Genomic DNA, 25,883 nt, shown 5'->3' with positions numbered 1-25,883 from the left:
ATCGCCCCTGGTTAGACTCGCTGGCATGTCTGGCCAGTCGCTGCTCGTACCAGGGGAGCTCTCTCCCACCCGCTCCGTCCCCGGAAACATCCGGCGCCCCGAGTACGTCGGGAAGCCCGCGCCGACGCCGTACACCGGGCCGGAGGTCCAGGACTCCGACACCGTCGAGCGCATGCGCATCGCCGGTCGCATCGCCGCGCAGGCGATGGAGGAGGCCGCCAAGCACATCTCACCCGGCGTGACCACGGACGAACTGGACCGGGTCGCGCACGAATTCATGTGCGACCACGGCGCCTATCCCTCCACGCTCGGCTACCGCGGGTTCCCCAAGTCGCTCTGTTCGTCGGTCAACGAGGTCATCTGCCACGGGATCCCCGACTCGACCGTCCTGCGCGACGGTGACATCGTGAACCTGGACGTCACCGCGTACATCAACGGCGTGCACGGCGACAACAACGCCACTTATCTCTGCGGCGACGTCGACGAGGAGTCGCGGCTGCTCGTCGAGCGGACGCGGGAGTCGCTGAACCGCGCCATCAAGGCCGTCAAGCCCGGCCGCCAGGTCAATGTCATCGGGCGGGTCATCGAGTCGTACGCCAAGCGCTTCGGCTACGGGGTCGTGCGGGACTTCACCGGGCACGGGATCAATTCGTCGTTCCACTCCGGGCTGATCATTCCGCACTACGACGCGGCGCACGCCACGACCGTCTTCCAGCCCGGCATGACGTTCACCATCGAGCCGATGCTCACGCTCGGCACGCACGAGTACGACATGTGGGAGGACGGCTGGACCGTGGTGACCAAGGACCGGAAGCGGACCGCGCAGTTCGAGCACACCCTGGTCGTGACGGAGACGGGCACGGAGATTCTCACCTTGCCGTGATCCGCGGGGCGCGTAGGGTTTTTACCGACAGGACGTCGGGAACACATTGACTTAGGTAAGCCTAAGCAGGAAGCTCGGCGAGGGCAACCGCCCTCGCCGTCACCCCTTCGTTTCCCGTCCCACCGGCCCCTGGAGGTCCGCCTTGGACGCCACCGCCCCCACCGGTACGCCCTTCTCGACGGTCATCCGTGTCGCCTCGCACGCCCAGCACACCGAGGCCGAGACCTCGACCTTTATGAGCGACCTGCTGGGCGGACGGCTCGGCCTGGACGCGTACGCGCGTTACACCGAGCAGCTGTGGTTCGTCTACCGGGCGCTGGAGGTGGGCGCCGAGTCACTGAGGGACGACCCGGTCGCGGGGCCGTTCATCCAGCCCGCGCTGATGCGCACGGCGGAGCTGGAGCGCGATCTCGGACATCTGCGCGGCGCGGACTGGCAATCCGGTCTCGCACCCCTGCCGGCGACCGCCGCCTATGCCGCCCGGGTCATGGAATGCGCGCGCGGCTGGCCCGCGGGCTATGTCGCACACCACTACACCCGCTACCTCGGCGACCTCTCCGGCGGCCAGATCATCCGCGACAAGGCCGAGCGGGCCTGGGGCTTCGCGCGCAAGGGCGACGGAGTGCGGTTCTACGTCTTCGAGCAGATCCCGAACCCGGCGGCGTTCAAGCGCCGTTACCGCGAACTGCTGGACGCGGTGAACGCCGACGACCTGGAGAAGCAGCGGATCGTCGACGAGTGCAGGCGGGCCTTCGAGCACAACGGCGCGGTGTTCCGGGAGCTGGGAGCGCTGTTCCCGCTCAGCGCGTGAACGCGACCCGGCCGCCGATCTCGATCGTGCCGTCCGGCGCCGGTGCCGTCAGCAGCTGCGAGCCGCGCCCCTGCGTGATGTTGAGGGCGCGGCCCAGCTCCGCGGTGAGCAGCAGGGCAGCCGCGCCGGTCGCCTCGTCCTCGACGATCCCGTCGCCCCGGCGCGGGAAGGCGCGGGCCCTGACCCGCCCCGCGGCCTCGTCCTGCCAGGCCCAGGCGTACAGCCAGCCCTCGCCGGGCGGCGGAGCGGGCAGCGCGTCGACCTCCTCGACGGAGGCGTACTGCCGCAGAATGCGCGGCGGGGCCCATTCGGGGCGGGCCGTGATCCAGGTGAACTCCCCGTCCTGTCTGGAGAAGATCTCGCCGACCTCCAGCTCCAGGACCTCGATGTCGAGCAGCCAGGCGGTGCCGACGAGCGGGTGCCCGGCGAAGGGCAGCCGCAGCCCCGGGGTGTAGATGTCGAGGCGACCGCGCTCGGGGTCGTCGACGAAGACGGTCTCACTGAAGCCGAGTTCGGCGGCCAGGGCCTGCCGGGAGTCCTGGTCGGGAAACCTACGGCCGTCGCGCACGACTCCCAGCTTGTTGCCGTGGCTTCCGTCGTGCCCGCAGAAGACGCTCAGTACGTCGAGTTCGTTCACTCCGGCATTCAAGCACCAGGCGCCCCTGACCCGCTGTCGGCCAGGTCATACCCCCCCTGGCGAGCAGGGCGTCTTCGGCAATCCCCTCGCCGAGCCCGGCATCATCGGGATCGCCTCCGGGGCGGCCGTCGGCGCGGTCGGCGCCCTCGCCCTCGGGCTGAGCTTCCTCGGCAACTGGACCGTGACCGCCTGTGCGTTCGTCGCGGGGCTGGTCACCGTCCTCGTCGTGTACGCCCTGTCCCGCTCGGGCGGCCGGACCGAGGTCGTCACGCTCATCCTCACCGGCATCGCCGTCAACGCCTTCGCGGGCGCCCTCATCGGCCTGTTCATCTTCTTCGCGGACAACGCCCAGATCACCCAGATCACCTTCTGGCAGCTCGGTTCGCTCTCCCAGGCGACCTGGCCGCGGGTGCTCGCCGTCCTGCCGTGCGCGCTCGCCGGGCCGGCCGTCGCCCCCTTCCACTCCCGGAAACTGGACCCTGCTCGCCCTCGGCGAACGCCCCGCCCGCCATCTCGGCGTCGACGTGGAGCGGCTGCGTATCGCCCTCGTTCTGGTCGTGGCGCTGCTCACCGCGGCCGCCGTCGCCGTGGCGGGGATCATCACGTTCGTCGGGCTGCTCGTTCCGCATCTGCTGCGGATGGCGCACGGGCCCGGTCACCGGTATCTCGTCCCGGGCAGCGCGCTCGGCGGCGCGCTGATGCTGGTCGCGGGCGACCTCGCGGCCCGGACCGTCGCCGAGCCCGCCGAGTTGCCCTCGGTGTGCTGACCGCGCTGTTCGGCAGCCCGTTCTTCTTCTGGCTGCTGCGCAGGACCCGTCGCAAGCAAGGTGGTTGGGCGTGAACGCCCTGAAGAGCCTCTTCGCGGCGCGCGGGCGTGAGCTGCCCGCCGCCCCCGCGCACGGCAGCTGTCTCGCCGAGGCGCGCGGACTGCATGTGCGCCTCGGGCAAAGGGAGGTGCTCGGCGGTATCGACCTCGACGCCCGTGCCGGTGAGGTGCTCGCGCTCGTCGGACCCAACGGCGCCGGGAAGTCGACGCTGCTCGCCGCCCTGGCCTGCGATCTGCCCGCCGCGGAGGGCCGGATACGGATCATGGGCCGCCCGGCGGCGGAGCTGTCCGCGCCCGAACTGGCCCTGCGCCGGGCCGTGCTGCCCCAGTCGGCCGGCCTCTCCTTCCCTTTCCGGTGGAGGAGGTCGTACGGATGGACCGCGCCCCGTGGGCCGGCACCGCGCGCGAGGAGGAGGAAGACTCGGCGGTGGCCACGGCGATGGCCGCCACGGAGGTGCAGGCGTTCGCGGCCCGCTCCTTCTCCGCGCTGTCCGGCGGCGAACGTGCCCGGGTCGCCCTCGCCCGGGTGCTCGCCCAGCGCGCCCCACCGCTGCTGCTCGACGAGCCGACGGCCGCGCTCGGCCTGCGCCACCAGGAGCTGGTGCTCCGGATCTGCCGGGAGCGCGCCACGGCCGGGGACGCCGTGGTAGTCGTCCTGCACGACCTCGGACTCGCCGCCGCGTACGCGGACCGGGTCGCCGTGCTGCACGCCGGACGGATCGCGGCCGACGGCCCGCCCGCCACGGTCTTCGAGGACGAGTTGCTGAGCCGTGTCTACCGCCAGCCGGTCGAGGTGTTCCCTCACCCGTCGAGCGGGGCACCGCTGGTCGTGCCGAAACGGAACACTTGACCCTCACTTGACCTCGCCGTGACAGTGCCGTGTCTCGGGCCGGGATTTGAGAGCTACATCACTGGGCGGGTGGGTATTGCTGAGGTAAGCCTCGGTTAAGTTAGGTCCGCCTCACCGCCAGAACCCGGTACACGTCCTCAGTGGAGCCCGTATGCGAGCCGTCCGTCTCTCCGTCGTCACCGCCGCCGCCACCGTGGCGGCCCTGACCGCCGTCACGGGCTGCTCCGAGAAGAGCGAAGCCAAGGGCGGCGACGGCGCGATCACCGTCACCGCGAAGGACGACGCCTGCGAGGTCTCCAAGAAGGAGTTCCCGGCCGGTCACGTCGAGCTGGCCATCGAGAACAAGGGCTCGAAGGTCACCGAGGTCTACATCCTCTTCCCCGACGACCGCATCGTCTCCGAGCGCGAGAACATCGGTCCGGGGACGAAGCAGAAGCTCACCGCCGAGGTGAAGGCCGGTTCGTACGAGATCGCCTGCAAGCCCGGTATGAAGGGCGACGGAATCCGCCAGAAGGTCGAGGTCACCGGCGGCACGGCGGCCAAGCGCAGCCCGGAGCTGGATGTCGCGGTCGCCGCGTACCGCAAGTACGTACTGCTTCAGGCCGAGCAGACCATGCCGAAGGTCAGGGTCTTCACCGCCGCCGTGAAGGCCGGCGACATCGAGGCCGCCAAGAAGGCGTACGCCGACTCCCGCATCGGCTGGGAGCGCACCGAGCCGGTCGCCGAGTCGTTCGGTGACATCGACCCGAAGGTCGACGTCCGCGAGGACGGCCTGGAGAAGGGCCAGAAGTGGACCGGCTGGCACCGCCTGGAGAAGGCGCTGTGGCAGGACAAGAAGCTCGGCCCCGAGGAGAAGGCCCTCGCGGACACGCTCGTCGCGGACCTCACCGTCTGGCAGAAGAAGGTCGGCACGGCCGAGATCACCCCGACCTCCATGGCCAACGGCGCCAAGGAACTCCTGGACGAGGTCGCCACCGGCAAGGTCACCGGTGAGGAGGAGCGCTACAGCCACACCGACCTCATCGACTTCAAGGCGAACGTCGAGGGTGCGGAGATGTCGTACCAGCTGCTGAAGGCGCACGCGAAGAAGAACGACCTGGCGCTCACCGTCGAGCTGGACAAGCAGTTCGCGGCGCTGAACAAGCTCCTCGACAAGTACCGCCCGAACACCACCTCGTACGAGTTCACCTCGTACGACAAGGTCGGCAAGGCGGAGCGCAAGGAGCTCAGCGATGCGGTCAACGCCCTCGCGGAGCCGCTGTCCAAGCTCGCCGCCGCGGTTGTGAAGTAGTCGTGAGCCAGGAGGGGAACAAGATGTCCGAGGAGAGCGGCGTTCAGGCTCCGTCCCGTCGTTCGCTGCTCGGCTGGGGCGGTGCGGGCCTCGCGCTCGGCGCCGCCGCGGCCGGCGGTGCGGCGGCCGTACTGACGGGCGGGGACACGGCCGTGCCCGCCGCCGAGAGCGGCGCCGCGGTGCCGTTCCACGGCGCGCACCAGGCGGGCATCGCCACGGCCGTGCAGGACCGGCTGCACTTCGCGACCTTCGATGTGAAGACGAAGGACCGCGCCGAGCTGATACAGCTGCTGAAGGACTGGACGCGGGCCGCGGAGCGGATGGCGGCGGGACAGGCGGTCGGCGAGGGCGCGTTCGGCGGTCTCGCCGAGGCGCCGCCGGACGACACCGGCGAGGCGCTCGGTCTCAAGCCCTCCCGGCTTACGCTCACCATCGGCTTCGGCCCCTCCCTGTTCGCCAAGGGCCGCTTCGGTCTGGAGGGCCGGCGCCCGGCGGCCCTGGCCGAGCTTCCGACGTTCCCCGGCGACAACCTGGACCCGGCGCGCAGCGACGGCGACCTGTGCGTGCAGGCCTGCGCCGACGACCCGCAGGTCGCGGTGCACGCCATCCGCAACCTCGCCCGGATCGGCTTCGGCAAGGTCGCGGTGCGCTGGTCGCAGCTGGGCTTCGGCAAGACCTCGTCGACGACGCCCGAGGCACAGACCCCGCGCAACATGATGGGCTTCAAGGACGGCACCCGGAACATCGCCGGCACGGACACGGCCGCGCTCGACAAGCACGTCTGGGTCACCGAGAAGGACGGCGCGGGCTGGCTGGCCGGCGGCTCGTACCTGGTGGCGCGCCGGATCCGGATGAACATCGAGACCTGGGACCGCACTCCGCTCAGCGAGCAGGAGGACATCTTCGGCCGCGACAAGGGCGAGGGCGCTCCGGTCGGCAAGGCCAAGGAGCGCGACGAGCCGTTCCTGAAGGCGATGCTGCCGGACGCGCATGTGCGGCTCGCACACCCGGACACCAACGGCGGCGCGAGGCTCCTGCGCCGCGGCTACTCGTTCACGGACGGCACGGACGGTCTGGGCCGCCTGGACGCGGGGCTGTTCTTCCTCGCGTACCAGCGCGACGTCCGCCAGGGCTTCATCCCCGTCCAGCGCTCGCTGGCGGCGCACGACGCCCTCAACGAGTACATCCAGCACGTGGGTTCGGCGCTGTTCGCCGTCCCGCCGGGCGTCCGCGACAAGGGCGACTGGTGGGGCCGGGCGCTGTTCTCCTGATCCGAAGGGACCCGCCGTGTTCGGCAACTATCTGATCGGTCTGCGGGAGGGCCTGGAGGCCAGCCTCGTCGTCTGCATCCTGATCGCCTATCTGGTGAAGACCGGGCGCCGAGACGCGCTCCGCCCGATCTGGATCGGCATCGGAGTCGCGGTCGCGATCTCCTTCGGCTTCGGCTTCGCGCTCGAATTCGGCTCGCAGGAGCTGACGTTCGAGGCTCAGGAGCTGCTCGGCGGCTCGCTGTCGATCGTCGCGGTGGGCCTGGTGACCTGGATGGTCTTCTGGATGCGGCGCACCGCGCGGCATCTGAAGAGCGAGTTGCACGGCAAGCTGGACGCGGCTCTGCAGATGGGCACGGGCGCCCTGGTCGCCACGGCGTTCCTGGCCGTGGGCCGGGAGGGTCTGGAGACCGCGCTGTTCGTGTGGGCGTCGGTCCGCGCGGCCACCGACGAGGGCGGCGCCCAGAGCCCGTTGGTGGGTGTGCTGCTGGGCATCGCCACCGCGATGGTGCTGGGCTGGCTCTTCTACCGCGGCGCGCTCCGCATCAACCTGGCCAAGTTCTTCACCTGGACCGGCGGAATGCTGGTGGTCGTGGCGGCCGGCGTGCTCGCGTACGGCGTCCACGACCTGCAGGAGGCCCGCTTCCTGGGCGGCCTCGCGAACAAGGCCTTCGACATCAGCGAGACCGTCCCGCCGGACAGCTGGTACGGCACGCTGCTGAAGGGTGTCTTCAACTTCCAGCCCGATCCGACCGTGGTCCAAGTCACGGTGTGGGCGCTGTATCTGATCCCGACGCTCGCGATCTTCCTTGCCCCGGTAGGGTTCGGACGGTCAGTGGGGGTAAAGGAGCAGAAGGCAACCGATGAGAAGTCTGAGTCGGGCGGGACGGATGCACCGGGCAGTGGCGGGGCTCGGAGTGTTGACGTCGGTGTCGCTGACGGCGAGCGGCTGCGTGACGGTGCACGGGGAGCGGGAGATCATACCGGCGGCGACGCAGGCTGAGGCCGCTCGGGCGCTCAAGGACTTCACCGACGCGTACAACAAGGCCGACAAGGCCTATGACCCCGCGTTGGACGCCGCGTACGTCACCGGGGCGCTCGGCGCGATCAACCAGGCCGGTCTCAGAGCCCGCAGCGTCAACTACCCGGGCGGCAACCCTCAGCACGTGCCGCTGGAGCTGACCGACGCGAAGTTCACCATCCCGAAGAAGGCCGGCTGGCCGCGCTTCTTCCTCGCCGACGTCGACTCCAACCGCGACCAGGACGAGGGCGCTCTGGACAACCGCTGGGTGCTGGTCTTCGTGCGCAACGGCGTGGACGAGCTGTGGCGGGCCGCGTACCTGGCGATCATGAACCCCTCGCGGATCCCCGCCCTGAAGACCGACGAGGACGGCTGGGCCGTGCCGGTCGCGCCGGAGAGCGCGGCGCTGGCGGTGGCTCCCCGCAGTCTGAGCGAGGAGTACTCCTCGTACATGCAGAGCGGAAGGCCCGAGCACTTCAAGGACGGACCGCACACCTCGGCTTGGCGCACCTCGCGCACGCAGGAGGCGAATCTGCCGGGGATGACGACGCAGTACATCGACCAGCCGCTGGACTCCGACAACTTCGGGCCGCTCGGGTTCGTCATGGAGGACGGAGACGCGCTGGTCTTCTTCACCGTACGCAACTATGAGCGGCAGACCGCCGCGAAGGGCGTACGGCTGAAGATCCACCCGGATGTGAAGGCACTGCTGACGGGCAATGTGACGTCGACGGTCACCAAGGAGCGGATTTCCAGCCAGGTGGTGACGGTGCCCGCGGGCGGCCCGGAGAGCGGCAAGGTCGATGTGCTGGGCCGGCTGACGGGCCTGACGGCGGCGAAGGGGTCGTAGCCGCGGCGCCGCGCCCCGGAGCCCCAGGCCCGTTCACCGATCACCGGCGTGGGCCCAGCCCTGCCGGGCCGAGGGGCTGAGCGGTCCTCCCGGCCGACGAGCTCAGAGCGCATGGACCGGGGGCCAAGAGGCTCAGGGCCCTGTGGGGCGACCGCTCAGCGGCCGAGCGGCCAGGCCACCTGGTGCCGGTCCGCGCCCTCCGTCTCGCCCGCCCACTTCGCGCAGGCGTCCGTCAGCGTCTCCAGCAGCGTCAGCGGGTCGGGCAGCGGATGCTCAAGCCCGCGTACCCAGCGCACCTCAAGATCACCGGGCAGCCGCGCGGGCGGTACGAGCACATAGCTGCCGCGGCAGTGCCAGCGCAGCCCGGGGTGCTCGTCCATCGTCTCGGGGTGGCAGTCCAGTTCGCAGGGCCACCACTCGTCCTCGTCCTCGGGGGTGCCGCGGGTGGCGGTGAAGAACAGCATCCGGTCACCGCCGTCCTCGGCGACCGGGCCGACCTCGATGTTCTGGTCGAGCAGGCGCCCGAGTGCGCTGCGGCCGGCCTCCAGCGGAACGTCGAGGACATCGTGGACCATGCCGGTCGCGGTGATGAAGTTCGCCTCCGGCTGGCCCTTGGCCCAGCGCTCGATCTGGGCGCGGTCGGTGGTGGACTGCGTCTGCCAGGCGAACGAGACGGGGTGGCGGCCCGGCGTCGGACAGCCGATCCGCTCACAGGAACATCGGTAGGAGACGGGGTACGCGGCGGGCGCGAGCGGCAGTCCCGCGGCGGCGGCGGCCAGCAGCAGGGGCACACGGCGGGAGTCGTCGGCTTCGGTGTCCTTGGGGCGTCGGCGCAGCCACTGATTCAGCCGGCTCTGCCGGGACGGCCTGTTCTCCGTGCCGCGGTAGCGGTCTTTACCGTCGCCCATCTATCTCCTCAGACCTCACGCTCGCCCCTGGCGGACCCTGCCATCGTCCCACCATCCTGCTCCCCGGGTGGCCACGCTCCCCAACCGGGGGGCCTGTCGGCATATTCCTGCACCTCTCGGGCCGCGGGCGAGGCCGTGGAGTGCGTACTCGATGATCGCGTCGGCGTACGCGTGGGGGTCGAGTCGGGCGCCCTGGGCACTGCCGCGGCAGCGTCACTGGTCGTGGGGCGGCCAGTCGTCGCCCCACGCCACATCCCTCGCCGCCTTGTACAGCCCGCCGTGCCGCTTGGTGACCGTCTCGCGGCGCAGCTCCTCCGCGTCCGTGCACAGGTCGAGCAGCACCAGACCCTTACGGATCTGTGGCTTGCGGGTGACCCGCGCCGGCGCCGGTACGGCCGGGAAGCGGACGGCGGCGACATAGCTGAACTTCTCGTCCTCGTACGGCAGCGAGCCGCCCTTGACCTGGCGGTGCAGCGAGGAACGGCTGACCCGGGCCGCGAAATGGCACCAGTCCGTACCCGGCTCGATCGGGCAGGCCGCACTGTGCGGGCAGGGCGCGGCCACCGTCAGACCCGCCTCGATCAGCCGGTCGCGGGCCTCGATCACCCGGGCGTAGCCGTCGGGGGTGCCGGGTTCGACGATCACCACGGCCTGCGCCGCGCGGGCCGCCTCGGTGACGACGGCGGCCCGGTCCTTGTCGGTGAGCTCCTTCAGGACGTACGAGACGGTCACGAGATCGGTGCTCTCGATACGGAGCGCCGCACTGATCCGGGAGCGCTGCCACGCGACGGCGCGCAGCGCGGGAACGCCGGAGGCGACAGCCAGTTCACGGCCCAGCGCCAGCGCCGGCTCGGCCCAGTCCAGGACGGTGGTGCGCGGGGCGTCCTCCTCCCACGCCTCGGCGACCGCCCAGCTCGCCGCGCCCGTGCCACCGCCGATGTCGGTGTGCGTCGAGGGGGTCCACTCGGGGGCCGCGGCCCGCAGGGCGACGAGCGCGGAGCGCACTGCCTCGAACGTCGCCGGCATCCGGTACGCGGCGTAGGCGGCCACATCGGAACGGTCCCGCAGCACCGGGGCGTCGGTCGGGGTGGTCCCCCGGTAGTTGGCGATCAGCCGGTCGACGGCCTGCGCCGCCTGCGTGGGCGGCAGACCGTCCAGAAGGGCGGCGAGGGCGCTGCGCAGGACGTCCGCGGTGGGGAGAGTGGCGTTCACCGGAAAAGTCTAGACACCCCGCACCCGCGCCCCCGCATGCCGTCGAGGGGAACCATGCGACAGAGGGCCGCGCACCTGGTGGCCGGGTGACCGTGCCGGCCCTGCTGCTCCCGCTCTCGACGTGCGTCGGCGGCGAGCCCGAAGAGGCAGGTGAAAGCCCGGCAGGCCGGGCCTGCGGCCGGTCCGGCACGGCGCCGCGCCAGCCGTAGGTGTACCGCCCTGTCGGATCGGGGACACGACCGCGCGGGCCGCGGCCGCGTCAGATGGCCTCGGGGCGCCGCTGCCACGGGCGGCACAGTCCGAGGAAGCAGCCCAGCGCCCCCAGCGCGCAGATCAGTTGCACCAGCGCCATCGGGACGGCCGTGGCCTCACCGGCGATCCCCACGAGCGGGGACGCGACCGCCCCGATGAGGTACGAGGACGTGCCGATCAGCGCGGACGCGGAGCCCGCGGCATGCGGGGTACGCAGCAGGGCGAGGGCGTTGGTGTTGGGCATCACCAGGCCCATGGCGGACATCAGGACGAACAGGCCCGCCGCGACGGGCAGCAGGCCGACCTTGCCGAGGACTCCCGACGTCATCAGCAGAAGCGCGGTCGCGGCCAGCGTGATCACGCCCAGCCCCAGTCCGAGTGCCTTGTCGAGGCTGACCCGGCCCACCAGGACCTTGCCGTTGATCTGGCCGAGCACGATCAGGCCGACGGAGTTGACGCCGAAGAGCAGGCTGAAGGTCTGCGGGGACGCGCCGTAGATCTCCTGCACCACGAACGGCGAGGCGGAGATGTACGCGAACAGCGCGGCGAAGGCGAGCCCGCCGGTGAGCGTGTAGCCGGTGAACACCCGGTCCGCGAGCAGTCCGCGCATGGTGCGCAGCGCCTCGCCGACGCCGCCGCTGTGCCGTTTCCCGGGCGGCAGGGTCTCGTGCAGCCACTTCACGGCCACCAGCGTGAGCGCGATACCGACGGCGGTCAGGACGACGAAGATGCCGCGCCAGTCGGTGAGCCGCAGCACCTGGCCGCCGATCAGCGGCGCGATGATCGGGGCGACGCCGGAGATCAGCATCAGCGTGGAGAAGAACCGGGCCATCTCCACGCCGTCGTACAGATCACGGACCACGGCTCGCGCGATGACGATGCCGGCGGCGCCCGCGAGGCCCTGGAGCAGGCGGAAGCCGATCAGGAGCCCGACGGTGGGTGCCAGGGCGCAGATCGCCGTGGCGGCGACGTACACGATCATGCCGATGAGCAGCGGACGTCGGCGGCCCCACCGGTCGCTCATCGGGCCGACGACGAGCTGACCGAGCGCCATGCCGGCCAGGCACGCGGTCAGCGTGAGCTGGACGGTCGCGGCGGGTGAGCCGAGGGACCGGGTGACCGCCGGGAGCGTCGGCAGATACATGTCCATGGAGAGCGGCGGCAGCGCGGTGAGGGCGCCGAGGACGAGGGTGACCATGAAGCCGACGCGGCGGGCGGCGGCGACGGAGGCGGGTGCGGGTGCTTCGCCGACCTGCTGGGCGAGGACCGGTGGCCGGTCGACGCGGGCGGGTGCGGCGGCCGGTGGTTGGTCCCCGGGTACGAGCTCCGGGTCGACCGGCGCGGGGACGGGGGCCGGGCCGACGTGCGCGAGGGCCGGGTCGGCGGTCGGTATGTGTCCTTCTGTACTTCTCCGGCCGCTGTCCGGCTTCGGCATCGCGTCTCCATGTCGTTGAATTCCCGACCCATGCTCTCAGCTCAGCCACGGTGGTCGAGCACTTTTTCGAGGGCGTCCGGGGGCGGGGTCCGCGTGGAAGCGCTCGTGCGGTGGGGCGTGGTGGCGACCGGTTGACACTGCCGCTGCGTTCACAGCGCGGGGCCGGGAGCCGCTGGAGTTCACCGCCGACGGGCCGCGCGACGGGCTCGGGCATGAGAGGGCCGAGGTGGGGCGCTGTCCGCGGGCCGGTGGAGGGAGCCACCGCCCGGTGCCAGTCCCTTCCGCAGGACGTCAGCCTCACCGTGACGCGGGCAGCATGCTCGCCGTGACGCGGACGCTCGATGCGGTCCGGGACCGCATCGAGCGTCCGCTGTCCGGGCGAACGTCCGAGTGACGTTCGTGGTGGGCTTCCGGTGACCTCCCGGGGGGCCTTCCATCGGACCCGGCGATCCTCTGCGCGGATCTACGCCGGCTTGAGCCCGGGGTCCCCGGCCTCCGTCACGAAGGACGCCGCGGTGACGACGGGAGCGCCCGGGGTGGTGACGGCGGCGACCGTCCGGAAGTCGGCGCGCGCCCGTTGCTCGCCGAGGGTCACCTTCACATAGCCGCGCCGGCCGTCGTAGAACTTCATGTGCGGGTTGGCCTGGGTGAACCTCTCCCAGTTGGCGGGCTTCTCGACGCCGTCCTTTCCGCTGCTGACGGAGGTGGCGACGATCTCGGTGCCGACCGTGCGGGAGGCGGGGTCGTCGAAGTCCTCCTTCAGGTCGAGTCCGTACCCGACATGAACATCGCCGGTGAGCACCATCAGGTTCTCGATCCCGGCCGTCCGGGCACCCGCAAGCACTCGGTCGCGGGACGCCGGGTAGCCGTCCCAGGAGTCCATGCTCAGCTTGAACGTTCCGGTCGGGCGGTCACGCCGCTGGGCGAAGGTGACCTGCTGAGGCACCACGTTCCACAGCGCCTGGGACGCCTTCCAGCCGTCGATCAGCCACCGCTCCTGCTCGGCGCCGGTGAGGGTGCGCGCCGGGTCCTCGGACTCCGGCCCGGGGACCTGCCAGCCGTCTCCGTAGGCCTGGTCGGAGCGGTACTGCCGGGTGTCGAGGATGTCGAACTGCGCGAGCCGCCCGAAGTGCAGACGGCGGTACAGCTGCATGTCCGGGCCCGCGGGCTGCTGGGGCCTGCGCAGCGGCTGGTTCTCCCAGTACGCGCGGTAGGCGGCGGCCCTGCGCAGCAGGAACTCCTCCAGCGGGACGTCGTTCTCGGGGATGTCGTCGGCGTAGTTGTTCTCGGTCTCGTGGTCGTCCCAGGTGACGACGAACGGGTGCGCGGCGTGGGCGGCCCTGAGGTCGGGGTCCGACTTGTAGAGGCCGTAGCGCAGCCGGTAGTCCTCCAGGGTGATGGTCTCGCGGTTGTAGTGGGCGGGGAGGCGGCGGTCGGTGTACATCCGCGCGCCTCCCACGGCGTCGACGCCGTATTCGTAGAGGTAGTCGCCGAGATGGAACACCACGTCGAGCTCCTCCTCGGCGAGGTGCCTGTAAGCGGTGAAGTAGCCGTCGTGGTACGCCTGGCAGGAGACGGCGGCGAGCTTCAGCTCACTGATCCGCGCGGACCGGGCAGGGGCGGTGCGGGTGCGGCCGACCGGGCTGAACCACTTCCCGGCGCGGAAGCGGTAGTAGTAGGGACGGCCGTTGCCGAGACCGGCGACATCCGCATGGACGCTGTGGTGGAGTTCCGGGTGGGCGGTGACGGACCCGCGGCGGGCGATTCGGGTGAAGCGGTCGTCGTGGGCGAGCTCCCAGTGGACCGTCACCCGCGCGCGGGGCAGCCCGCTGTCCGGCTCGTACGGGCGGGTCGCGAGGCGCGTCCACAGCAGAACGGAGCCGGGCTTCGGGTCTCCGGAGGCGACGCCCAGCGTGAAGGGATCCTCGGCGATCTTCCTGGCGTCGAGCTCGGCGGCGTGCGCGGAGCCGGGCAGATTGACGGCGAAGGCGAGCGCGGCGGCGGCGCCGGTGACGGTGAGGAACCGGCGGCGGGCGATGTGGTGGGCGGCGGCTCGGAGCTCGGGCGCGTGTGACGCGGGCGCGGATGTGGGTACGGGTGCGTGCGATGCGGGTCTCATGTGCCCCTCCCCTGATGGCTGTTGTCCTTCCGCATGTGAGTAGGGGCCGACGACCCGGCGTTGTCGAGTACACAACATCCGCGTGTCGGCTGGATGAGTTCCCCGGACGGATACGCGGCTACGCTGCGCGCCCATGAACGCAGTTGCGAAGATTGCCGTGGTGACGGGTGCGGGTTCGGGCATCGGCCGGAGCGTGGCGATGACGCTGGCGGGCGCGGGCTGGTCGGTGGTCTTGGCGGGTCGGCGGGCAAAGGCCCTGGAGGAAACGGCGTCTCTGGCGGGCGGGGATGTGCTGTGCCTCCCCACTGATGTGACGTCACCGACCGATGTCACCACGCTGTTCGGCGCGACGCGCGAACACCACGGCAGAGTTGACCTGCTGTTCAACAACGCAGGCACGTCCGGCCCCCATGTCGCCTTCGAGGACATCTCCTACGAGGACTGGCGCTCGGCGGTCGACGTCAATCTCACGGGCGCGTTCCTGTGTGCGCAGGCGGCCTTCCGGGTGATGAAGGGCCAGTCCCCGCAGGGCGGCCGGATCATCAACAACGGCTCGATCTCGGCGCAGGTGCCACGCCCGGACTCGGCGCCGTACACGGCGACGAAGCACGCGATGACGGGCCTGACGAAGTCGCTGTCGCTGGATGGGAGGGCGCACTCCATCGCATGCGGCCAGATCGACATCGGCAACGCGGCGACGGAGATGACGCGGCGGATGCGGACGGGGATTCCCCAGGCGAACGGCGAGGTGATGGTGGAACCGGTGATGGACGTGGGGGATGTGGCGCGGACGGTGCTGCATATGGCGGAACTGCCGCTGGAGGCGAATGTGCAGTTCGCGACGGTGATGGCGACGGGGATGCCGTTCATCGGGCGGGGGTGACGGGTCACTGCGAGGGCCCGCCGGGGCCTCGGCGGCCCGCCCGCTCCGCGCCGCGAAGCCGGCACTCCGGGGGCGTGGGGCCTCAGCCCCCGTTGCCCCTCCCCCGCCCTACTCGAACCGCACCGGCAAGTACTTGACCCCGTTGATGAAGTCCGACCGCATCCGCCTCGGCTCGCCCGCCAGCGCCACCCCCTCGCACCTGCGCAGCAACTCCCTCATCAGCCCCTTGATCTGCGCCCGCGCCAACCCCGCCCCCAGACAGAAGTGCGGCCCCCCTCCCCCGAACGTCAGATGCTCGTTCGGCGTCCGCCGGATGTCGAAGCGGTCCGCATCGGGGAAGACCGACTCGTCCCGGTTGGCGGAGGTGTAGTACAGCACCGCCTTCTGGCCCGCCCTGACCGGGACGCCCCGCACCTGCGTGTCCCGCGTCGCCGTGCGGCGGAAGTTGTGGATGGAACCGTTCCAGCGCAGGAACTCCTCCGTCGCGCCCGACCAGAGCGCGTCGTCGTCGATCCCGGCCGAAAGCTCCGCCCGCGCGGCGGGATGCTCGATCAGGGTGAGCATCGCGCCGGCGAGCAGGTTCCGGGTCGTCTCGTTGCCCGCGACGCACAGGGTCACGAAGAACATGTCGATCTCATGCGCGCTCAGCCGCTCCCCGTCCACCTCCCCGTGGACCAGCGCGCTCAGGATGTCGTCCCGCGGAGACTCCCGCCGCTCGGCCGCGAGTGCGTCGCAGTACGCGTAGATCTCCGCCGCGGCGTTCTGCCCGTCCTCGGGCGAGGTACGGAAGTCCGGGTCCTGAAAGCCGACCATACGGTTGCTCCAGCCGAAGACCCGGTTCTCGTCCGCCTCGGGGACGCCGATCATCTCGCAGATGATCTGGAGCGGGAGCCGCGCCGCTATCTCCTCGACGAATTCGACCTCGCGCCCCTTGCGCGCGGCACAGTCGGCGAGCGCCGCCGCCCGCCGTTCGATGTCCGCCGTGAGTTTGTGGATCATCCTGGGCGAGAAGGCGGTGCTCACCAGCCGCCGGTAGCGCGTGTGCCTGGGCGGGTCCATGCCCACCAGCGTGAGTCCCAGGCTCTCCAGCGCCTCGGGCGTCTGGTCGCGGATGAAGAAGGAGCCGAGCTGCACCGACCACAGCTCAGGATCGCGGCTCGCGGCGACGATGTCCTCGTGGCGGGTGAGGGCGAAGAATCCCTGGTCGCCGGGGACCTCGTGCCAGTGGACGGGGTCAGTACGGCGCAGCAGCGCGAACTGGTCGTGCGGGACCTCCCGCGCCCAGGTGTCTTCGAGCAGGTCGATCACGGCCGTTCTCCTCTCCCGGTGAGGCCGAGCAGCCCGCTCAGCCCGTCGATGACCAACTGCTCGGGCATGGCGCCCGGTTCGAGCCGGTACTGCATGGCGCAGCCGAGGAGCACCCCGAGCACCGGGCCCCCGGTCCTCTCGGGCGGGTGGGGCAGTACGGACCCGGCGGCGTCGGCCCAGTCGGCGAGGCCTTCGCCGACCCGACTGGGCGCGGATCTCGGTGTAGCGGTGTAGCGGTGTAGCGGTGTAGCGATGTAGCGGTGTAGCGATGTAGCGACGGGCGAGCCGGTCGCCAGCCGCCGGGTTCCGCGCGCCGTACATTCATTCGAGGAACCCACATATCTGACGGTCCGTCAATCCTTCTCGCGCGAGAGAGCCGCGTCGATCCCGGTGGGCCGCTCCGGCCGACGGACGTGGGCGGGTGCCCTCCGTGGGGAGTCGACCGGCGTCAGGCCTGGCCCGTCTCGAAGCGCGCGACCTTCCCGCCCTCAGCCTTGGGTCATCACAGTCCCCTTCGGGTGGTGGCCGGGCATCGCCGCCTCCCCGCCTGCACCGCCGCGCCGCGCCTCACCCCTTGGCGTCCGCCACCCGCGCGAACCACCCGGCGCTCTCCTGCGCCCCCAGCACCCGCTCCAGGACCAGGTCGCCCGGCATGTTCGGGAAGTACCGTCCGGCCGGCCAGCCGCGCTCGTACGGCGGAGGGTCGAGCACCAGCAGCCGTACGCCGTCGACCAGGGGGATGTCGGAGGGGGTGCCCTCGTTCCAGACCCAGCCGCCGTCGGGCGCGACCAGATTGAACGACCCGGTCGTGGGAGCCTGCCCCTCCGCACCCCGGCAGACTGCGACGGCTTCGGCGGACGGCCCCTCGCCCGGCACGTACAGCCCGTCGATGAGCGCGCCCGCGAGGAGTGTGTGCAACTGGAAGTTGTCGCCGATTCCGGTGATTCTCAGGGCGTATCCCGTACGGGTCTCCCGGTGCAGCACGATCAGCGGCTCGTCGTCGAGCACCCGAAGGGCGTACGAGAGCCCCTTGAACGCGCCCTCCGTGGCATCGTCGGCCCGCTCGACAAGCGCCAGCAAGTCGCCCTTGCCGTCGATCTGTTGACGTACCTCCCTGCTGTTGAGCAGGGCGAGGGCGGCCATCTGGAACTGCTGGAGCGTCCACCAGGCGATGGCCGCGTCGAACCCGGACAGGTCGATGATCTCGTCGGTGAGCTCGTTCTGTCCGGGGTCCGGGAGCTCGCCGTCGCCGTCCAGGACCCAGCGGTCGCAGAACACGGCGGCGGACTCGAAGGCGTCGCGTACGACCGCGAACACCGCGGGCGCGCACGGCAGCGGATCGGCGCCCCGCTCGACGCAGGCGCCGACGATCACGGCGGCAACGGACCGGGGGCCCGCGGGCACCTCGCCGAGTACGGCCGCGAGCCGCGGGGCCGCCTGTCGGAACTCGTCATCGCCCGCGCTCCCGAACATCTGCTGCATCAGAGCGAAAGCACGCTCCGAACGCTCACCGTCCCGGGCCCGCACCGAGACCTCGAACTCCGTGACAGCACCTATGAATGTGTCCGCTGCGATGGTCATCCGCGCACCCTACCCATGGGAGGGTGCCCCCCATGAACCACACCCGGGACCCCATCTGGGCCACCATCGGCGATCTGCACGACTGGCTCGACGGGGAGTGCGACCGGCCGCCCCAACAGGAGACGCTGCTGCGGATGTTGAAGCTCGCGGAGGAGGTGGGCGAGGTCGCGCAGGCCGTCATCGGCGCGACCGGCCAGAACCCGCGGAAGGGCCGGACCCACAGCTGGAGTGACGTCGAGTCCGAGCTGTGCGACGTGATCATCACGGCGATGGTGTCGCTGCGGACACTGACGCCGGACGCGGCGGGAGTCTTCGGAGCGCATCTGCGCAAGGTGGCGGAGCGTTCGCTCCGGGCCGCGCCAAAGAGCACGGAACCCCCGGCCGGCTGACGGTGCGCACGCTCTTGAGGAGGGCTCGATAAGCTTGCGCGGACGGGGACTTCACCGGAAGTCCGCTGACCGGCCCTTGCGCGAATGACATGTCACCGACATTCTTTACTGGCGAGCATCTACCCGCATAGATCACCCTGCCCCACGGTTCGACGGCTCCATCCGAACGCGCCCCGGAATGCCCCGTTCACCACAGGAGGATCTCTTGAGGAGCAGACACACCCCCCGCAACCTGCTCGCCGGCGCCATCACTTCCATCACCCTGGTCGCCGCCGTCCAGGGCGCCGCGTCCCCCGCCGCCGGCGCCCCGGCACACCCATCCCCGGCCGCCGCCGTGAACGCCTCCTCTCCCGCCGCCACGTACGCCTCCTCTCCCGCCCGGACCGCCTCCGAGGTCGGCCGGATCGAGGACCGCACCGCACGCGCCCTGGCCGTGTCGCTCACCGACGCCCGCTGGCGCTCGACGGTCCGCACCGCGGCCCTGACCGGCGACGAGGTGGACCTGCACGCCCTCGCCGGCCGGACCGGCACCCGCCTCGCCTCCTCGGTGGCGGCCGCCGACCGGGACATCGCCGCCGCCAAGGGACTCGGCACCGACACCGGCTCCCTGCTGCGGCTGCGCCTGGGCTCCGACTCGATGCGGGCGGACCTGAAGGCCGGGGCAGAGCCCCTCGTGGCAGCCGCGTCCCCCGACGAGGACGCCGGCACCGTCACCGCGTACGACAGCCACGGCACACCCCGCACGCTGGATGCCCGCAGAACGCCCGACCAGCCCGTCTATGTGCTCGACGTCGACGAGTCCAAGGCCCTGGCGGCGGGCATGAGCGTCCTGCGCCGGGAGTTCACCGCGCGCGGCCTGTCCGCGCCCCGCACGACGGCCGCCGCGGGCTTCTGGACCACGCGCATCACCGCCGTCGAGCTCTCCGACGACGAGGAGCCGTGGATCAAGGGCGACGCGGAGATCTACTCGCTCGTCACGGGCTTCGGCCTCGACGGCAAGGTCCGCGTCGACCCGGTCGACATGCCCTATCTGGACAACGACGGCACCGTCTACCACCCCAACCAGATCCTGGTGAACTGGTCGACCTACAAGTACAACCTCGCCGACGTCGTGATGATGGAGGAGGACGGCAGCACCAACTACCGCGACCTCGCCAAGGCCATCGCCACGGTCCTGCTCACCATCGCCGACCAGGGCGCCTACATCCCACTGGTGAACGCGGTCCTCGACGCGGTCCCCGACGACTGGTGGACCGACGACCCGGACTACGTGGACTCCTGGTACACCCTGGCCAGGAACGACAACGGCCGCCGCAACGGCGCCCGCGGGAACGGCTGGATGACTCTGGAGCCGTACTACGTCCAGGGGTTCTGAGACCCGGGCGTACGGCGGCGACGCGTCGGGCTGCAGGACTTTGCCCTGAGTCGGCCGCACACGGACAGTCCCTACGCATCCGCGTACAGAGGCCGGCTTTCGCGCCCTGTGCGCCGCCTGCGCGCATCCTGCACCACTTGCCACTGGACGTACTTCTCGGAAAGGCTGCTCACTGCGTTCTTTGCAAGCTCCACGGCATGAGCCAGGCAGGCAGGACGCCGATCGGAGGGACCGTGCAGTCATCGCAAGGCCGGGTGGCCAGGAAGGAACGGCGGGCAACCTTCATGTACCACCCCTCCCAGCACCCCTCCCAGCGAGGCGACACTCCTGGCCACCAAGGGCTACGAGCGCACGCCGCAGGATTCCCGGCATCGGGCGTTCGACGCGCTACCGGGGCCGTCGCGATGGTGCGTCACCCACGGTGAAACCGAAGGCTGCGTGTCCGCGGTGAGATGGCGCTTACTCAGGTTCGTCCGGGAGGTCGGTCTGCTGTTGGCCGTCCTGCTGATCGTCCCGCTTCTCTCGTACGTCCTTCTCGACCCCCAGGCCGGGTTTCAGGCGCTGATCGCATCGGGCGCCGGGATCTCGGGTGTTGCCGTACTACCGGCCCTCGCCCTCTCCTTGGGGAGCGGCGTGCGGTGGTGGTTACGGTACAAACGGCCCCGCGAGACCCTGGACTGCGCGGGCGCCATCGACTCGATACTCGCGTCGGACACCTCGTACTGCCTGCTGCTGCGAACGTTCGGCGGCGACGGACAGGTCCTGCTCCCCACGCATCCCCGGATCGGACTGTGGTCTCCTGCCCTGACCTTGGAGCAGGTGACGGCGCGGGCCCTGTCGCACCACGGCATTCGGACCTACACGCTGGTGGACGCCGCTGTGCGGCACTCGCCGCCTGGGCCGGTGTACCTGCGTTCACCGGACGAGGGCTGGCAGGACCATATTGCCGCGTTGGCGGGGAAGGCCGCCCACATCGTCCTGCTGCTCGCGCCGGGACGGGAGATGCGGCCGTCCCTCGCGTGGGAGATCGAGTTGATCCGCAGAAGGGGCCTCCAGCACCGCGTGACGATCGTCTTCCCACCCTGTGGCAGGAAGGGCAGATATGACCTGTCGCACGTGACCGCACGCAGCAACGCTGAGCGGATCCTGGAGATGCTGGAACTGTCGTCGGTCGATGTCCCGGCTGTGGCGGAGCTGATGCACCGCGCGCTAGCCGTACGGATTCTGAAGCATGAGGACCACCAGCGCCGGATGGTGCACATGCTCAAGGTGTCGTCGACCGTCCTGACTCGCCGCGGCATCATCGGCACAAAGGTGTACGACGGCGCTCTCGCGCTGTCTTTGACCGCGCCCGCGCCCGCTACCGGCAGGGACTGAACACAAGAAGAGCCCACGGCCGGACAACCCCACAACGAGACCTTCAGCAGTCCCCACACCCGCTACACCGCCTGCGTCCACCGGTACCTCGTCCCCGGCCTCGGCAAGAAGAAGCTGGTTGTGCGTGGGAATCGTGGGGGTGTTGCCGTCGCTACTGCTGCCAGGAGATCGGGGGCGGGCACTGGTTCCGCCCAGCCGTTCAGTCACGGGTGTACCGGGCCACCGTGTAGGCGGTTTGGCCGGTAGGCCCTGCGCCTGTGCCGTCGGTCATGTCCAGGACCTCGAAGCCGGCGCCCTCCGCGTAGCGCTCCAGCTCGCGGGGGAACAGGACACGCCTGCGGATTTCGTCCTGGGCCTCGTCGCCCCAGGGGAGCACCCAGTGGCGGTGCATGGTGTTGATCTGGGTCCGCAGGTCCCACTCATGTCGGATGGTGACCGTGGCGGGTCCCCTCGGGGTGTCAACCGTGGCGGTGGTCGACTCGGTCCGGGTGATCGGGGCGACAGGGGAGCACAGCACGAGCAGCGCGTCCGGCCGGGCGTGGGCCGCGAAGGTGGCGAAGACATGGCTGATCTCCTCGTAGTCGTGTACGTAGGCCAGGCTGTTGCCCATACAGGTCACCACGTCCATGCGCTTGCCGAGTCGTACGGTGCGCATGTCGCCGGTGCGGATGTCCAGTCCCGGCCGGACCTGGTGAGCGTGGTCGACCATGCCGGGCTGAAGATCCACGCCGATGCACTCGAAACGCTCGGCCAGAATTTCCAAATCCCGCCCGGTACCGCATCCGAAGTCGACCAGCGTCCGGGCGTCCGGCCGGTGCTGCTCGATCAGGGTCTGGCACAGATCGGCGCTTGTGCTGTCGGACTGGACCACGTCGTAAAGTGCCGGATCGCGGTACAGGAGGTTTGTGGCTTCCACGTGCTCGGCTTCCGTGTCGGGGCTGGTCACATGAGACTTCGCAGTCCGACCTCCAGGGCGAGCACATCGCACAGCAGGTCAGGGACGACCAAGGCGGCGTCGGCATCCTTGCGCGCCTGGGCGAGAGCCTTCCTGTCAACGTAGCCGAGGTCCACCAGGACTGATTCCTTCAGCATGTCGTCCAGCACGGGCAGGCCATAGGAACGCAGCCCGTTCTCCAAGACGGCCAGGAAGTTCTCCGGCTCGCCGGGCGCGGCCACCCACTCGGGCAGGCCCGCCCGCCTGATCCGCTCGCGGAACAACGCCTTGCCGCGCTTGTGCTCACGCGGTAGCTGCTCCATGAACCGCACGATCCGCGGGTGCACCAACGGGCTCACAGGCCAGATCCCGGCCCGGAGGAATCCGGGGTTGTGCATCCCGAATGCCATCAGGGTCGGTACGGGCAGCACCGGGATGGGGGCCAGGTGCTCGTTCACCTCGGAGAGCGCTCGGACTGCCTTGTTGCCGAGCCACGGCACGGGTTCCTGCGTCGGCAGTTCGGCCTGCGTCCTGGAGTGGTGGGCATTGATCTCGTCCCCGCCGCTGCCCGTGAACATGACCTCGCATCGCCGGGCGGCTGCCTGCTCGCGTACGACGTCGAATGCCTCCTGGTAGAAGGCTCCCGCCGGATCGTGCGGCTTGCGCAGAGCGCGCACGCCTCCGGGGTAGAAGGGTGGGTGCTGCATGGCGGGGGTGGCAGTGTCCCGGAAGCCGCAGTGCTCCACGAAGGCCCGGCGTCGCTCACGCTGCTGTTTGCCGGTACTTCCTCCCACGAGCAAGCCGAAACTGTACGTCTCGGGGAAGCGGGCGGCCTTCACGGCCAAGGCGACGTTCCCGGAGTCTGCCCCGCCGGACAGTTCGACGCCTACGCACCCGGATGCCGTCGGCGCCTGACAGATCACGTCGGTCAGCAACTCGTCCAGAGCGGCGAGCGGATCAACTCCGGGCCGCAGCGTACGCGGCTCAAGTACGTGTTCGGCAGGCTCGGGGTAGTGGATGCTGAGTCCCGAGGTGGTGAACGTGGCCGCTGCCCGCTCGGTGAGGCGGTAGACGCCTTCGAACAGCGTCTCGGACGTGTAGCGGTGCTGCCGCGTCAGCGCTCGGGCGACGACTCGCGGCACCAGACGGTCAGCTCGCAGATGCGGTCGCAGCAGTGTCAGGTCCCATGAGGCATGCAGCTCGCCGTCTTTCTCTGTCAGGTAGAGCGGGCCCGTGCCGAAGACGCCTGCCGCCAGCCTGACTTCTCCGGGCTCCATGTTGAGTGCGACGAAATCCGCCTCGTCCCGATGGCACTCCTTCACGCGGACCCGCACGCGCGGCGCCTGGTCGTCATTGACCTCCATGACCAACGTGGACACGTTCGCGGGCTCGATCCAACTCGCGCCGTTGCTCCAACAGCCGCCTTCTGATCTCCACCGCGGCTCCTGGAGATCGGACAGGCGCAGACGCATCGACAGCATGTCGTCCCTTTCCGTTGTCGTGCGGCGGGGCGGGGCCGCGAACGGCCCCGCCCCGCCTGGCGTCAGCCCTGGATCACTTGCTGCAGTGGTCGCCGTTGTTGTCGCCACCGCCAGGCATCTTGTCGAGCAGCGCGGCCTCGAGGGCCGGGACGCCGGTGATCAGATCGCCGGTGAACAACTCGTCCAGGTTCATCGCTTTCTCCCTTACGGTTTTCAGTGGACTCCGCGGCTGGTGTCGCTGAGTTGGACCCGTCCGGCTGCCGGACCCTTGCGAAGAAGGCAGCCGGGCGGCGTGCCCACCGCTTACAGTCGGCGGGCCCTCCCTCGTCACAGGCGGGGAGCCTGGACGCGTGACGGGGGAGGAGTCAGGTGGGTGTGGATGCGGCGGCCACGCCTAGGACGAAGCCGACCGATGCGGAGATGGTGACGATCAGGAGCGGTCCGGCGTAGCGGCCGACGAGTGCGGTTAAGCGGTTCACAGTCGCTCACCGCGGCTGCGCTCGTTGGCCTCGCGTACTGCGGTGCTCAGCCTCGCCGCCTTGTCCTCGGGCGTGGTACGGCGGTGCTGCGGGCAGCGGCACGGTGAGAACCGATTCGAACCCGGCGGTAGGTCCGCGCCCTCGTAGGTGTCGATCCTCAACACCCCGTCGGTGCCCAGCTCCTCGGTCATCCGGGCCAGGCGGGCCCGCGCTTCGCTTCTCATCCATCAGTCCCTCAGACGACGGCTGCGGCGAGGTCTCGCCGTCCCTGCTACCTCTACGCAACCGCACGACCACGCACAGCGGTACCGTTGCAGCAGCGCCAGGACTTGAAAGCCTTGAAAGTTCGCAAGAGCACGGGAAGTTGAGGGCATGGCCAAGCGTGAACCGAACGTGGCGCTCGGGCGCCTGCTCGCCGAAAGCCGCTGGACTCACCGCCAGTTCGCGCGAGCGGTGAACCGCGTCGGCACCGAAACCGGCACGCCCCTGCGCTACGACGAGTCGGCGGTGAGCCACTGGCTCAGCGGCACGGTCCCCCGCAGCGCCGTGCGAGCGTGCATCCTCGAAGCCCTCTCCCGCGGCCTCGGCCGCCCCGTCACCCACGCTGAGGCCGGCCTACCCGTCCCCCGCGATCACTCCCCCACTGCCGCGGATACCGTGGAAGGTCTCATCGACCTGGGGAGGCACGACATGGACCCGTCCCGCCGCAGCGTCCTGGGAGCCAGTCTGTTCTCCGTGGCCCTCACCATCCCCGGCTGGCCGGATGTGATCGGGCGGGCCGAAGCCGTCCAGTCTGGCCGCACCAGCCGCATCGGCATGGACGAAGTGGACATGGTCATCGCCATGACCGAGCGCGTCTCGGAACTGGACGACCAGTTCGGCGGTCGCCACGCACGGCCCATGGCTGCCTCGTTCATGGTCAACACCGTGGCCTCCTACCTCCGCGCCGACGCCCCCGAGGGTGTACGCAAGGCGATGCTGTCGGCGGCCTCGGACCTGCTGTACTTGACCGGCTACATGGCCGTGGACGAAGGACTGCACGGCCTGGCGCAGCGCTACTACGTCAGGGCCCTCGAACTGGCGGGTGCGGCCGAGGATCACCTGACCTACTGCACCACCCTGCGCGGCATGAGCGTTCAGGCAGTCGATCTCCGCCATGGGGCGAAAGCCATTCAACTGGCCGACGTCGCTGCCGACGCCTCCCCGAAAGCCGGGCCCCGCATGCGGGCCTTCCTCGCCGGTCAGCAAGCACACGCCGCCGCGCAGACAGGCGACCGTACGGGCGCACTGCGGTACATCCGCGAGGCTGAGGGAGCCATGGACCGCGCCGAGTCGCGCGGCAAGGCGTTCGGTTCGTATGATCCTGCGGCGCTCAACTACCACATCAGCCAGGTCCGTTACGAACTCGGCGACGTTTCCGGCGCCATCGAAGCCATGCAGGAGTCGGACAAGGTGCGCTACAGCGTCTACCGCCGCGCCCGCGTACGGCATCGCGCCACCCTGGCTGAGCGCCAACTGGAGATCGGTCACCTGGAAGCGGCCTGCGCTACCTGGCACCAGGCGCTCGACGACTACCCCATGGTGCAGTCCGGCCGCGCCGACGACCGGATCAGAACCATGTTCGGCCTCCTGCGACCCCACCTGAAGAACGCGACCGCACGTGACCTTTACGACCGAGCGCGAACGGTCGCGCCCCCGTCCTTGGCCAGCTGA

The 25,883-nt window shown here is 70.3% G+C and carries 22 protein-coding genes and 2 pseudogenes; 13 read left to right on the top strand and 11 right to left on the bottom strand.

The genetic code is table 11. The annotated features are described in order from the left end of the window. Positions 1 to 25: 25 nt before the first annotated feature. The gene (gene map / locus OG293_RS26260) at positions 26 to 883 is read left to right on the top strand and encodes a type I methionyl aminopeptidase (RefSeq protein ID WP_406001234.1); all 858 of its coding nucleotides are present in this window, start codon (positions 26 to 28) and stop codon (positions 881 to 883) included. A 142-nt stretch (positions 884 to 1,025) separates the two neighbouring features. After that, positions 1,026 to 1,694, top strand: coding sequence for a heme oxygenase (biliverdin-producing) (locus OG293_RS26255; protein WP_406001233.1), 669 nt, complete (start codon positions 1,026 to 1,028; stop codon positions 1,692 to 1,694). Here the strand turns inward: OG293_RS26255 and OG293_RS26250 are convergent. Next, positions 1,684 to 2,331, bottom strand: coding sequence for a PhzF family phenazine biosynthesis protein (locus OG293_RS26250; RefSeq protein ID WP_406001232.1), 648 nt, complete (start codon positions 2,329 to 2,331; stop codon positions 1,684 to 1,686). The two genes, OG293_RS26255 and OG293_RS26250, sit on opposite strands and share 11 nt — an antisense overlap. A 64-nt stretch (positions 2,332 to 2,395) precedes the next feature. Between OG293_RS26250 and OG293_RS26245 the strand changes: the two are divergent. From OG293_RS26245 to OG293_RS26220, 6 genes and pseudogenes are all read left to right on the top strand, one after another. After that, a pseudogene (locus OG293_RS26245) lies at positions 2,396 to 3,172 on the top strand (FecCD family ABC transporter permease); the annotation flags it as partial. Further along, positions 3,169 to 4,007, top strand: a pseudogene (locus OG293_RS26240) (heme ABC transporter ATP-binding protein). The pseudogenes OG293_RS26245 and OG293_RS26240, both read left to right, overlap by 4 nt. A 151-nt stretch (positions 4,008 to 4,158) precedes the next feature. After that, complete coding sequence (gene efeO, locus OG293_RS26235) at positions 4,159 to 5,298, top strand: iron uptake system protein EfeO (protein WP_406001231.1); 1,140 nt, start codon at positions 4,159 to 4,161, stop codon at positions 5,296 to 5,298. Positions 5,299 to 5,321: 23 nt separating this feature from the next. Next, a complete protein-coding gene (gene efeB, locus OG293_RS26230) occupies positions 5,322 to 6,569 on the top strand; it encodes an iron uptake transporter deferrochelatase/peroxidase subunit (RefSeq protein WP_406001230.1) in 1,248 nt (415 codons plus the stop codon). 16 nt (positions 6,570 to 6,585) lie between these two features. Then, positions 6,586 to 7,569: an iron uptake transporter permease EfeU gene (gene efeU / locus OG293_RS26225; protein WP_406001229.1), complete on the top strand. Its 984-nt coding sequence runs from the start codon at positions 6,586 to 6,588 to the stop codon at positions 7,567 to 7,569. After that, positions 7,457 to 8,437 (top strand): hypothetical protein, encoded by a 981-nt coding sequence (locus tag OG293_RS26220; RefSeq protein WP_406001228.1) that lies wholly within the window; start codon positions 7,457 to 7,459, stop codon positions 8,435 to 8,437. Before efeU ends, OG293_RS26220 begins: the two co-directional genes overlap by 113 nt. Before the next feature lie 155 nt (positions 8,438 to 8,592). Here OG293_RS26220 and OG293_RS26215 read toward each other — a convergent pair whose 3' ends face one another. The 4 genes from OG293_RS26215 to OG293_RS26200 form a co-directional block, all read right to left on the bottom strand. Further along, positions 8,593 to 9,345, bottom strand: coding sequence for a bifunctional DNA primase/polymerase (locus OG293_RS26215; protein ID WP_406001227.1), 753 nt, complete (start codon positions 9,343 to 9,345; stop codon positions 8,593 to 8,595). 213 nt (positions 9,346 to 9,558) lie between these two features. Next, positions 9,559 to 10,557, bottom strand: coding sequence for a small ribosomal subunit Rsm22 family protein (locus OG293_RS26210; RefSeq protein WP_406001226.1), 999 nt, complete (start codon positions 10,555 to 10,557; stop codon positions 9,559 to 9,561). A gap of 259 nt (positions 10,558 to 10,816) precedes the next feature. Continuing rightward, entirely contained in the window at positions 10,817 to 12,244 is a 1,428-nt protein-coding gene (locus OG293_RS26205; RefSeq protein WP_406001225.1) for a multidrug effflux MFS transporter, read from the bottom strand. 463 nt (positions 12,245 to 12,707) lie between these two features. After that, complete coding sequence (locus OG293_RS26200) at positions 12,708 to 14,363, bottom strand: alkaline phosphatase D family protein (protein ID WP_406001224.1); 1,656 nt, start codon at positions 14,361 to 14,363, stop codon at positions 12,708 to 12,710. A 133-nt stretch (positions 14,364 to 14,496) separates the two neighbouring features. Between OG293_RS26200 and OG293_RS26195 the strand changes: the two genes are divergently transcribed. Continuing rightward, positions 14,497 to 15,246 (top strand): SDR family oxidoreductase, encoded by a 750-nt coding sequence (locus OG293_RS26195; protein ID WP_406001223.1) that lies wholly within the window; start codon positions 14,497 to 14,499, stop codon positions 15,244 to 15,246. 108 nt (positions 15,247 to 15,354) lie between these two features. Here OG293_RS26195 and OG293_RS26190 read toward each other — a convergent pair whose 3' ends face one another. From OG293_RS26190 to OG293_RS26180, 3 genes are all read right to left on the bottom strand, one after another. Further along, a complete protein-coding gene (locus OG293_RS26190) occupies positions 15,355 to 16,554 on the bottom strand; it encodes a cytochrome P450 (protein ID WP_406001222.1) in 1,200 nt (399 codons plus the stop codon). Next, positions 16,551 to 16,676, bottom strand: coding sequence for a hypothetical protein (locus OG293_RS26185; protein WP_406001221.1), 126 nt, complete (start codon positions 16,674 to 16,676; stop codon positions 16,551 to 16,553). Before OG293_RS26185 ends, OG293_RS26190 begins: the two co-directional genes overlap by 4 nt. Before the next feature lie 445 nt (positions 16,677 to 17,121). Further along, positions 17,122 to 18,135, bottom strand: a complete 1,014-nt coding sequence (locus tag OG293_RS26180; RefSeq protein ID WP_406001220.1) for a hypothetical protein — start codon at positions 18,133 to 18,135, stop codon at positions 17,122 to 17,124. 32 nt (positions 18,136 to 18,167) lie between these two features. On the opposite strand from OG293_RS26180, the gene OG293_RS26175 reads away from it, so the two are divergent. The 3 genes from OG293_RS26175 (at position 18,168) to OG293_RS26165 (ending at position 21,276) form a co-directional block, all read left to right on the top strand. Next, positions 18,168 to 18,524 carry a MazG-like family protein gene (locus OG293_RS26175; protein WP_406001219.1) on the top strand — a complete coding sequence of 119 codons (357 nt, stop codon included), beginning with the start codon at positions 18,168 to 18,170 and terminating at the stop codon, positions 18,522 to 18,524. A 205-nt stretch (positions 18,525 to 18,729) separates the two neighbouring features. Further along, a complete protein-coding gene (locus tag OG293_RS26170; RefSeq protein ID WP_406001218.1) occupies positions 18,730 to 19,899 on the top strand; it encodes a DUF3103 family protein in 1,170 nt (389 codons plus the stop codon). A 438-nt stretch (positions 19,900 to 20,337) separates the two neighbouring features. After that, positions 20,338 to 21,276 carry a hypothetical protein gene (locus tag OG293_RS26165; RefSeq protein ID WP_406001217.1) on the top strand — a complete coding sequence of 313 codons (939 nt, stop codon included), beginning with the start codon at positions 20,338 to 20,340 and terminating at the stop codon, positions 21,274 to 21,276. Between the two features lie 199 nt (positions 21,277 to 21,475). On the opposite strand, the gene OG293_RS26160 is transcribed toward OG293_RS26165, so the two are convergent. From OG293_RS26160 to OG293_RS26150, 3 genes are all read right to left on the bottom strand, one after another. Next, positions 21,476 to 22,192 carry a class I SAM-dependent methyltransferase gene (locus tag OG293_RS26160; protein ID WP_406001216.1) on the bottom strand — a complete coding sequence of 239 codons (717 nt, stop codon included), beginning with the start codon at positions 22,190 to 22,192 and terminating at the stop codon, positions 21,476 to 21,478. Positions 22,193 to 22,218: 26 nt separating this feature from the next. Continuing rightward, a complete protein-coding gene (locus OG293_RS26155; protein WP_406001215.1) occupies positions 22,219 to 23,589 on the bottom strand; it encodes an asparagine synthase-related protein in 1,371 nt (456 codons plus the stop codon). Positions 23,590 to 24,166: 577 nt separating this feature from the next. After that, positions 24,167 to 24,394, bottom strand: coding sequence for a hypothetical protein (locus tag OG293_RS26150; protein ID WP_406001214.1), 228 nt, complete (start codon positions 24,392 to 24,394; stop codon positions 24,167 to 24,169). 148 nt (positions 24,395 to 24,542) lie between these two features. Here OG293_RS26150 and OG293_RS26145 point away from each other — a divergent pair, with 148 nt between their 5' ends. After that, complete coding sequence (locus OG293_RS26145) at positions 24,543 to 25,883, top strand: tetratricopeptide repeat protein (protein WP_406001213.1); 1,341 nt, start codon at positions 24,543 to 24,545, stop codon at positions 25,881 to 25,883.

It is taken from the genome of Streptomyces sp. NBC_00829, from assembly GCF_045161795.1.
GTDB lineage: Bacteria > Actinomycetota > Actinomycetes > Streptomycetales > Streptomycetaceae > Streptomyces.
Note: the sequence above shows the minus strand (reverse complement) of the source record. Positions and strands in the feature narration are given on the sequence as shown.